Below are 9,358 nucleotides of genomic sequence, written 5' to 3' on the forward strand. Positions count from 1 at the left end.
GCGCGCATTCTGTCGGCCGGCTTTTTAGCGGCGTAATATACCCGTCGATACAACGCAGGCACGCCCACCGGCGGGCCGTCATGGAGGCGGGCGATGGAGATGGCAGGGACGGCGGCGCCTTCGGCGCATCAGGCGGCGGCAGGCTCAATCGCGCTGACGGGCGCATTCGAGCGGCCGATGACGGTGACGCTCGACGACCTGCGCCGGCATGCGAGCGCGACGGCCGAGCCGTTCGACCTGCGCTGCTTCACGACGAACCGCTTCATTCGCTCGGTCGCGCCGTATCGCGGCGCGCGGTTGAAAGACCTGCTCGACGCGGCCGGCTTGCGCAACGACGCGCCGGGCGACTTCAAGCGCATGGTGTTCATCGCGCATGCGCACGACGGCTATGCGGTCACGTTTTCGTGGCACGAGCTGTTCAACACGCCCGTCGGCGAACACGTGATCGTCGCGTTCGAATGCGGCGATGCGCCGCTGTCGATCGACGACGGCGCACCGCTGCTGTTCTCGGGCGCCGACCTCCTGCCCGCGCCGCGTCACGTGAAGCGGCTGGCCGGCATCGTCGCGCGCGTGCTCGAGCTCTGAACGGGCACGCGCCGCGCCGGCCATCGTGTATGCTTGCCCGCATCGTTCAAAGGGCAGGACAACATGAAGACACCGGCACACCCCAAGCCTGAGGTGCGGTTCAGGATGCGGATCCAGCAAGCCGACACGATCGCGCTCGGGCCGGGCAAGGTCGCGCTGCTCGAAGCCGTGCGCGAGCACGGTTCGATTTCGGCGGCGGCGCGCAGCCTGAAGATGTCGTACCGGCGTGCGTGGTTGCTGATGGACGAGCTGAACCGCTCGCTGAAATCGCCGGCGACGGTGTCCGAACATGGCGGGCAGAGCGGCGGTGGCAGCGTGCTCACGCCGGTCGGCGAGGAGATCATTCGCCTTTATCGCGGAATCGAGGAACGGGCTTACGCGGCCTGCGCCGACGACATCGCCGCGCTCACGAAAATGGTGCGGCGTTAAGGGCGCGCCGAGTGTGTGCTTTCCCGCGGGGCCGCTTCAGGCTGACGACGGGCTTTCACCGGCCCATGACGGGCAGTGCGCAAGGGAAGCGACGACGAGAACCAGGCCCTAGCCGTGCCGCAGGCAGAAGCGCGATGCGTCGCCCGTGGCGGCATCCGGCGCGATGACATCGCGTGCCTGCGCATCGAGCCGCCCGATCAGTTCGACGAAACTGGCGACGCTCGCCGTCCGCAGCGGGTAGTACGCGATGTGATGGCGTTCGCAGATGCGCTTGAGCAGGTTCATCGAATCGTGGTCGATACAGTCGACCGGGAACACGACCATGTTCGCGCCCGGTAGCGCCGCCGCCAGCAGGCCCTTGCGATCCTCGATGCCGCCGTCGTGCAGCGTCACCTCGCCGCCCGCCGTTTCGACGATCCGCTTGATCGCGCGATTCGAACCCGGCCGCCCGCCGACATACACCAAACGCGTACCCTGAAGGATCGACAGCGGATCGGCTGCGCGTTCGGCCGGATCGTCCGCCGATGCCTGCACCGCCTGTTCGATCGCGCTCGCTTCGGCGCGCAGCGTTTTCACCATCGCCATCAGGTCGTCGAGTCGCGCGCGCATCGCGCGGGCGCTCGCCTGTTCCGCGGCGATCCGCTGCTCGGCTGCCTCGCGGCGGCTCGTATGCAACGCGAGCCGTTCGTCGCGTGCGGCCAGCGCTTCGCGCAGTTCGTGCACTTCCTCACGCAATACGTTTTCAGCCGCCAGCGGCTGCGCGTTCTGGCGCGCGGCGAAGGCATCCCGTTCCTGCAGCGCTGCGTCGCGCTGCGCGCTCATTTCCTGCAGGCGCGCCTGCTGCCGTTCGATCTTCGCGTGCAGCGCCGCATTCTCTTCCTCCAGCGCGACCAGCCGCCGGATATCGGCGCGATTGGCCGAGCCGACCAGGTGCGACAGCATGTGCAGGTCGCCGAACGCGGCCTGGCGTACGCCCATCGTCGTGCGCGGATGCGTCATCAGCGCCCAGTACGCGGGCGGAATGTCGCCGCTCTTCAGCGCTTCCTTCCAGCGCGCGAGGAGTTCGTCCGCATCCTTCGCACTGTCGAACGCGCGGATCGCGCCGGCGTAGCGCTCGTCGAGCGCCTTGTGCAGCGCCTTGGCGCCGGCCGTGCCGTCGATCGCGAGCTCGACGGCCGCGTGATGGATCTCGAGGTCGGTCGCGTGCTGGCGGTCGAGGTCGGTGAATTTCGGCACGAGCCTGCGCAGTTCGTGCGTGGTCAGGCAGGTGCCGATGATCGAGCAGTGCAGGTTCGCATCGAGCTCGGACAGGCGCGTGCGACGCTTCAGCTCGGTCAGTTGCGCGCGCGACGGCGCGCAGCATGCGTCGACCCGCACGCCGGTTGCCGCGGGCAAATTACCGCCGGGTGACGAGAGATCCGCCGTGCGGGCAAGGCGAAAGGGCGGAGCGTGCATGTTGACCTCAATCCGGCGTGGTCGAGCCGGAGACGGATGCGCGAAAGATTTGCGAAATATACCACGGAATATAACGCATGAAATTCCGGGGAAATCACGGAGCAAGGCTGCGTGGCGCGGTCAGCAGAGCACGGTTGAATGGTCGGCGAGCGGCAGTGCGGCAGGGGCCGGGGTCGGGGCTGCGGCCTCGGGCGAAACGGGGGGCGATACCGGCGCGTGACGCGCCATCACGTACTCGACGCACAGCCCGACGAACAGCACGTCGACGCGCTCCAGCGCGGCGACCGCGTCGCGCATCGCCGCCGGGTCGTTGCTGAACGAGTCGGAGAACACGTCGTCGCGCGTGCGTTCGAGGCGGCGCGCGTGACCGATCACCCGTTCGAGCTCGGGCAGGCGCGTGAAGCGGGCGGCGCGGGCTTCGTCTTCTAGCGTCGACAGCAGTTCACGAAAACCCAGGGCGGACAGCGCATCGTCCGGCATGTCGTCGGCGTGCGCGGCCGAGAACATCCGGATGAAGCGCACGACGCTGCCGCGCAGGCGCCGGAACGCGTCCACGACATCCGTGACCTGCTGCGCGCGTGCGTCGCTCGACAGCGGCCTGAGCGCGCTGATCTTGCGCGCGAGCGGCTGTTCCCGTGCGGCGCGCTGCGGGGCGCGATCCGTCGGCGTGCGGGGCATGACGAGTCTCCGGAAGTGCAGGTGTCGATATATTCTACGGAATATATCGAGTGCGCAGAAAAAGACGGCACCGCGGGTGAGACACGGTGCCGTCAACGGCCTGAGCGGCCGACTGGTCAGTCGATGGGGCTCACGGCTATTCCGACCGTGGCCGTGAAGCGGACGGACATGCTGCCGGGCAGGAGGACCTTGCGCGTGGCCGGACATCTCCGGCCCAAGGCCGTCGCGAACGCGCCTAATGCTGCCGCGTCACCGCCGCCGGCAGCGCGGCGGCCCGGGCGCCCGCCGTTTCGTCCACGGTCGTCCGGCCGCCGTCGTGAAAGAACGCCTGCTCGGCCGCATTGTTCATCACGAGGATGCTGATGCGGCGATTGGTCGGCTCGTCCGCCACGTTCTTGTCGAGCGGCAGGACATCCGCGAGCCCGCGCACCTGGAGCAGCTTGTCTTCCCGCAACCCGCCCGCGACCAGCGCACGCCGCGCCGCGTTCGCGCGATCGCTGGAGAGCTCCCAGTTCGAATAGCCGGTGGACCCGTCGGGATACGGCGTCGAATCGGTATGCCCCGCAATCGATACGCGGTTTTCGACATCGTCGAGCGCCGTACCGATCTGGCTGAGGATCGCGGTGGCATAGCTTTCGGGTTGCGAACTGCCCGACGCGAACATCGGGCGCTTGAGCGAATCGACGATCTCGATGCGCAAGCCCTCGTTGGTGATCGCGATCCGGATCTGGTTCTGGTACGCGCGCAATGACGGGCTTTGGGCAATCGCCGCGGTCAGCTTCGCCTTCAGCCGTTCGAGCTTTTGCGTATCGACGATGCCGGCGAGTGCGGCGGGCGAGCTGGCCGGCACCGGTTGCGCTTTCGTGTCGATCGCCGGCGTCGGGTCGGACATGTCGCGGCCGCCGCCTTGCACGACGCTCGGGCGCGGCGCCTGCGCGTCCTGCCCGCCGGACAGGAGCGTCGACAGCGGCGTGTTGAAGTAGTCCTCGATCCCCTGCTTGTCGTACTTGGAGACCGAGCCGAGCAACCACATCAGCAGGAAGAACGCCATCATCGCCGTGACGAAATCGGCGTACGCGATTTTCCATGCGCCACCGTGATGGGCGTCGTGGTCCTCGCCTTTCTTGCGGCGCACGACGACGAGCGATGCCGCGACGGACTGTTTCGACGGGTTGGAGCGACTGTCGGCCATGGCGCCTCCGTTACGCGGCCTTGGGCGACTTCGTCGCGCGGACGGCCTCGTCGAGCTCCTTGAAGCTCGGGCGATCGGCCGTGAACAGCACCTTGCGGCCGAATTCCACCGCCACCGGTGGCGCGTAGCCGCTCATCGACGCGAGCAGCACGGCCTTCACGCACTGGAACGGCTTGGCCGCCGCGCGGCCCTTCGCGTTGAGCAGATCCGCGAGCGGACCGACGAAGCCATACGCGAGCAGGATGCCGAGGAAGGTGCCGACGAGCGCGCCGGCGATCATCTTGCCGAGCACGGCGGGCGGCGCGCCGACCGAGCCCATCGTATGCACGACCCCCATCACCGCGGCGACGATGCCGAACGCCGGCAGGCCGTCCGCCATCTTCTGGATCGCATTGGCCGCGACGGACGCCTCCGCGTGATGCGTATGCAGTTCCTCGTCCATCAGGTCCTGCATCTCCAGCACGTTCACGTTGCCGCCCGACATCATCCGCAAGTAATCGACGATGAAGTCGAGCAGGTGATGGTCTTCGAGCACGTGCGAATACTTCTGGAACAGCGGGCTTTGCTCGGGCGCATCGACGTCGGCCTCGAGCGCCATCATGCCGTCCCGGCGCGCCTTCTGCAGCAGCTCGTACAGCAGCGCGATCAGTTCGACGTATTGCTGCTTCGTGTAGCCGCCGCCCTTGAAGCAGGTCGGCAGGGTCTTGATCGTCTTCTTCAGCGTCGTGACCGGATTGCTGACGACGAACGCACCCAGCGCGGCGCCGAAAATGCACAGCAACTCGAAGGGCTGCAGCAACGCCGGCAAATGGCCGCCCACGCCGACAAAACTGCCGATCACCGACCCGATGACGACGATCCACCCGATGGCTACAAACATGATTACCTCGTCCGCGACTTGCGCTGCTGCTATCCGTTGTTCAAAAGCGAGCGGGGCGGCTGGCTGCCCCGCTCCATGCCCGCGATGGCGCCGATTCGCTGCAAGGCGACGTCGATCGGCGGGTGTTGATGCAATAACGGCGATCGTCTGGACAACTGAACCCGTGATTCCACGGATCACGCGGGATGCATGCGTGGCACACGTTTGCACCTGCCGTTCTGCGCGATTTTCTTGATCGAAGTCAAAAAATGCGCGGCCATCGCGCGAATGCCTGGACGGATGCGAGCGGAAAACGGGGCGGGAGCGATGCAATCCTCTCCGGAAAGATCCGCCGCGGGAGGCCGGGGAACGCGACGCGCATCGCCGGTTGAATGGCGGGGGCCGCATGCCGGCAGGGTTTTCATCAGGGCATCCGGGCAGCCGCACGATCCATCATGGTGAAAGTACCGCCGCCGCCAACCGCAGGAGGGCACACCGTGGTTTCCGATTCCATTCCCTCGACCGCCTTCGTGTTCGCCGGCGGCGGCAGTCTTGGCGCGATCGAGGTCGGCATGCTCCGCGAACTCGTCGCGAGCGGCGAACGGCCCGGTTGTGTCATCGGCGCGTCGGCGGGCGCGATCAATGCCGCCTATTTCGCCGGCCGCCCGGACGCGGACGGTGTCGCGATGCTTGAGGCGCTGTGGTGCGGGATCCGCCGCCAGGACGTGATGCCGTTCTCGATGCGCAGCCTCATCGCGATGCTGCTGCGCAACCGGCCGCATCTGGTCGAGGCCGATGCGCTGCGCCTGCTGCTGGAAAAGAACCTGCCGTACCGGCGGATCGAGCAGGCCGCGTTGCCGCTCCATATCGTCGCGACCGAGGTGCTGAGCGGCCGCGAAGTCGTGCTGTCCGCCGGCTCCGTGGTGGATGCCGTGCAGGCCAGCGCGGCGATTCCCGGCGTGTTTCCGTCGGTCAGCATCGACGGCGTGGAACTCGTCGACGGCGGCGTCGCGAACAATACGCCGATCTCGGTGGCGGTCGCGCTCGGCGTCAAGCGGATCGTCGTGCTGCCGGCCGGATTCGCCTGCGCGTTGCGCGTCCCGCCGCGCAGCGCGATCGCGCATGCGACGCATGCGCTGACGCTCGTGATCGCGCGGCAACTGGTGCGCGATCTGGAACTGTATGCGGCGCGCGCGCAAATCCATGTCGTGCCGCCGCTCTGTCCGCTGGAAGTGTCGTCATACGATTACTCGCAGTGCGCGCAGCTGATCGACAAGGCCGCGGAACGCACGCGCGCGTGGATCGATGAGGGCGGGCTCGCGGCGTGTGCGATTCCTGGCCCGCTGCGCGAGCACGATCATGCGGCGGTGCTGTCGCATTGAAGGGCGCTCGCGCGCCGCGCAAACGCATGACCGACGAACGTCGATTGCCGGGCCGCTTCCCGTAAATCTGCAAAAAAAGCGGCACCGTGCCACGAGACACGGTGCCGCCAACGGCCTGAACGGCCGCACTGGTCAGTCGATCGCGTGCATCGCGTGGCGCAGTTCCTGATAGCTGCGCAGCCCTGCCACGCCGAGTTCGCGGCCGATTCCGCTGAGCCCGAAGCCACCCCAGCACACGTGCGGGTAGATGAGCTGCGGCGCGTTGATCCACACGAGCCCCGCGCGCACGCGTTGCTGGAACTGCTTCGCGACAGCCGCATCGCGCGTCACGACGGTCGCGACGAGCCCGTAGCGCGTGTCGTTCGCGAGCGCGATCGCTTCGTCGTCGGTGCGGAACGACTTCACGCAGGCGACGGGGCCGAACACTTCGTCAGTCCACAGCGGGTTGTCGGCCGCCGGCTCGGCGATCACGACAGGCGCCATGAAGAAGCCGTCGCCGCCGGCATCCGTCACGCGGCCGCTGAAGGCGATGCGTGCGCCCGCATCGATGCCTTGCTGGAGCATCGCTTCGACGCGCGTACGCTGCGCGGCGGAGATCAGCGGCCCCATCGCGACCTGTTCCGCGGCGGGCGGCGCGACGACGAGCGCGCGCACGGCCGTCTCGAACGCGGCCATGAAGCTGCGGTACACGCTGTCGTGCACGAGGATGCGCGCGGTGGCCGAGCACATCTGGCCTGCGTTCGTGAATGCGCCTGCAACCGCGAGCGACACCGCGACGTCGAGATCGGCGTCGTCGCGCACGATCAGCGACGACTTGCCGCCGAGTTCGAGCGTCACGCGCTTCATGTCGACGGCGGCGGCCTGCATGACCTTGCGGCCGGCCGCGGTGCTGCCGGTAAACGAGATCTTGTCGATCAGCGGATGCGCGGTCAGCGCCGCGCCGACCTCGGCGCCGCCGTTCACGACGTTGACGACGCCGGCCGGCACGCCGGCTTCGGCGACGATGTCGAGCAGCGCGTGTTCGGTCGGCGACGTGAGTTCGGACGGCTTCAGCACGACCGCGCAGCCGGCCGCGAGCGCGGGTGCGAGCTTCCACGCGGTCGTGACCATCGGGAAGTTCCACGGCATGACGAGCGCCGCGACGCCGACGGAATCGTGGAAGCGCTCGGCCGTGACGGCGTCGCTCGGCAGCGCGACCGGTTCGGCCGCGAACAGCGCCGGGTCCTCGCACAGCTTCGCGTAATACGCGAACGTGGCGGCGACGTCGCCGACATCGGCTTCGGCCTCGAACGGCGGCTTGCCGCTCACCTGCATCTGCAGCGCCGCGAGGCGATCGCGCGACGCTTCGACGCGCTCGGCGATTTTCGCGAGAATGCGGCCGCGTTCGGCGGGCGGCGTATCGCGCCAGCCGGCGAACGCATCGCGCGCGGCGCGCACCGCGGCGTCGACGTGCGCAGTCGTCGCGAATTCCTGCCAGCCGATCGCGGCACCCGTCGATGCGTCGAAGATCGGCGCGCCGGGCGCGTCGGCATGCGTGCGTACGGGCTGGCCGGCGATGTGCGCCGCGGGCAGCACAAACGTGGCGGTGGAACGGGAAAGCTCGGCAGTGGACATGAGGGTCATCCTGTCGGTCGGGTTAGCGGTAGGCGACGCCCGGCATCACGCAGAGCATCTCGAACGCGAGGTTCGCGCCGGTGAGCGCGGTGGTGCCGGTCGGGTCGTACGGCGGCGCGACTTCGACGAGGTCCGCACCGACGATGTTCAGGCCCTTCATCCCGCGCACGATTTCGAGACCCTGCTGCACGGTGAGGCCGCCGATTTCCGGCGTGCCGGTGCCGGGCGCGAACGACGGATCGAGGCCGTCGATGTCGAAGCTCAGGTAGACCGGCGTGTCGCCGACGCGTTCGCGCACCTGCGCCATCAGCGGCACGAGGGACTTGTTCCAGCATTCTTCCGCCTGCACGACGGTGAAGCCCTGCTGGCGGCACCAGTCGAAATCGTCCGCGTGGTAGCCGGTGCCGCGCAGGCCGATCTGCGTGACCTTGTCGCATTGCAGCAGGCCGTCTTCCACCGCACGGCGGAACGGCGTGCCGTGCGCGATCTTCTCGCCGAACATCGTGTCGTTGACGTCCGCGTGCGCGTCGACGTGTACGACGGCGACCTTGCCGTATTTTTTATGCAGTGAGCGCAGGATCGGCCACGCGATCGTGTGGTCGCCGCCGAGCGTGATCGGCCGGCAGCCGTTCGCGACGATCTCGTCGTACGCCTCTTCGATGCGGCGCACCGAGTCCTTCAGGTCGTACGGGTTGGTCGCGACGTCGCCGATGTCGGCCACCTGCAGCGAATCGAACGGTGCCGCGCGCGTGGCCATGTTGTACGGGCGCAGCAGCACGGATTCGGTGCGGATCTGGCGCGGGCCGAAGCGCGAGCCCGAGCGGTTCGACGTGCCGAGGTCGAGCGGCACGCCGACGAAGCACACGTCGAGGCCGTCGGTCGTGTCGGCTTGCGGCAGCCGCATCATCGTGGCGATGCCGCCAAAGCGCGGCATCTCGTTGCCGCCCATCGGTTGATTCAGTTCGCGGGGCATGGGCCGTCTCCTTTTTTGTGAGGTCAAGCGATCGGCCGATGGTAGAGGAGAACGCCCGCGCGAAGATTTTGAAGTCGCAACGTTTACATCGACGGGTCTCGATGCAAGTGGCGCTGCCGCATCGACGCGGCGCAACCGAATGCGGCCGCGCGGCGCGGCCGGACGCGTCAGCGCGTGATGGCCGGCGGCGC

Annotated in this window: 9 protein-coding genes; 3 read left to right on the forward strand and 6 right to left on the reverse strand. The window is 68.0% G+C overall.

The features are described from left to right. Positions 1-93: 93 nt before the first annotated feature. Together G3O00_RS12585 and G3O00_RS12590 are read left to right on the forward strand one after the other, a co-directional pair. The gene (locus tag G3O00_RS12585) at positions 94-585 is read left to right on the forward strand and encodes a molybdopterin-dependent oxidoreductase (protein WP_174937910.1); all 492 of its coding nucleotides are present in this window, start codon (positions 94-96) and stop codon (positions 583-585) included. A 105-nt stretch (positions 586-690) separates the two neighbouring features. Then, on the forward strand, positions 691-1,014 hold the full coding sequence (locus G3O00_RS12590) for a LysR family transcriptional regulator (RefSeq protein ID WP_011356385.1): 324 nt from the start codon (positions 691-693) through the stop codon (positions 1,012-1,014). 108 nt (positions 1,015-1,122) lie between these two features. On the opposite strand, the gene G3O00_RS12595 is transcribed toward G3O00_RS12590, so the two are convergent. From G3O00_RS12595 to motA, 4 genes are all read right to left on the reverse strand, one after another. Continuing rightward, the gene (locus tag G3O00_RS12595) at positions 1,123-2,469 is read right to left on the reverse strand and encodes a DUF2325 domain-containing protein (protein WP_206143131.1); all 1,347 of its coding nucleotides are present in this window, start codon (positions 2,467-2,469) and stop codon (positions 1,123-1,125) included. 120 nt (positions 2,470-2,589) lie between these two features. Then, the gene (locus G3O00_RS12600) at positions 2,590-3,147 is read right to left on the reverse strand and encodes a hypothetical protein (RefSeq protein ID WP_206143132.1); all 558 of its coding nucleotides are present in this window, start codon (positions 3,145-3,147) and stop codon (positions 2,590-2,592) included. A 235-nt stretch (positions 3,148-3,382) separates the two neighbouring features. Beyond that, positions 3,383-4,339 carry a flagellar motor protein MotB gene (motB, locus tag G3O00_RS12605; protein ID WP_206143133.1) on the reverse strand — a complete coding sequence of 319 codons (957 nt, stop codon included), beginning with the start codon at positions 4,337-4,339 and terminating at the stop codon, positions 3,383-3,385. Positions 4,340-4,349: 10 nt separating this feature from the next. Further along, positions 4,350-5,219, reverse strand: coding sequence for a flagellar motor stator protein MotA (gene motA, locus G3O00_RS12610; protein WP_011356381.1), 870 nt, complete (start codon positions 5,217-5,219; stop codon positions 4,350-4,352). A gap of 476 nt (positions 5,220-5,695) precedes the next feature. On the opposite strand from motA, the gene G3O00_RS12615 reads away from it, so the two are divergent. Continuing rightward, positions 5,696-6,580: a patatin-like phospholipase family protein gene (locus G3O00_RS12615; protein WP_206143134.1), complete on the forward strand. Its 885-nt coding sequence runs from the start codon at positions 5,696-5,698 to the stop codon at positions 6,578-6,580. 132 nt (positions 6,581-6,712) lie between these two features. On the opposite strand, the gene G3O00_RS12620 is transcribed toward G3O00_RS12615, so the two are convergent. After that, positions 6,713-8,194, reverse strand: coding sequence for an aldehyde dehydrogenase family protein (locus G3O00_RS12620; RefSeq protein ID WP_206143135.1), 1,482 nt, complete (start codon positions 8,192-8,194; stop codon positions 6,713-6,715). 22 nt (positions 8,195-8,216) lie between these two features. Next, complete coding sequence (speB, locus tag G3O00_RS12625; RefSeq protein ID WP_206143136.1) at positions 8,217-9,167, reverse strand: agmatinase; 951 nt, start codon at positions 9,165-9,167, stop codon at positions 8,217-8,219. Between the last annotated feature and the right edge of the window lie 191 nt (positions 9,168-9,358).

The sequence above is a fragment of the Burkholderia sp. Ac-20384 genome (assembly GCF_017104605.1).
GTDB classification, from domain to species: Bacteria; Pseudomonadota; Gammaproteobacteria; order Burkholderiales; family Burkholderiaceae; genus Burkholderia; species Burkholderia lata.

What these genes read in the sequence shown, in the direction of transcription:
- speB (WP_206143136.1), bottom strand. Translation starts at nt 9,167, where the DNA reads ATGCCCCGCGAACTGAATCAACCGATGGGCGGCAACGAGATGCCGCGC.
- G3O00_RS12595 (WP_206143131.1), bottom strand. Translation starts at nt 2,469, where the DNA reads ATGCACGCTCCGCCCTTTCGCCTTGCCCGCACGGCGGATCTCTCGTCA.
- G3O00_RS12600 (WP_206143132.1), bottom strand. Translation starts at nt 3,147, where the DNA reads ATGCCCCGCACGCCGACGGATCGCGCCCCGCAGCGCGCCGCACGGGAA.
- G3O00_RS12620 (WP_206143135.1), bottom strand. Translation starts at nt 8,194, where the DNA reads ATGTCCACTGCCGAGCTTTCCCGTTCCACCGCCACGTTTGTGCTGCCC.
- motA (WP_011356381.1), bottom strand. Translation starts at nt 5,219, where the DNA reads ATGTTTGTAGCCATCGGGTGGATCGTCGTCATCGGGTCGGTGATCGGC.
- G3O00_RS12590 (WP_011356385.1), top strand. Translation starts at nt 691, where the DNA reads ATGCGGATCCAGCAAGCCGACACGATCGCGCTCGGGCCGGGCAAGGTC.
- G3O00_RS12585 (WP_174937910.1), top strand. Translation starts at nt 94, where the DNA reads ATGGAGATGGCAGGGACGGCGGCGCCTTCGGCGCATCAGGCGGCGGCA.
- motB (WP_206143133.1), bottom strand. Translation starts at nt 4,339, where the DNA reads ATGGCCGACAGTCGCTCCAACCCGTCGAAACAGTCCGTCGCGGCATCG.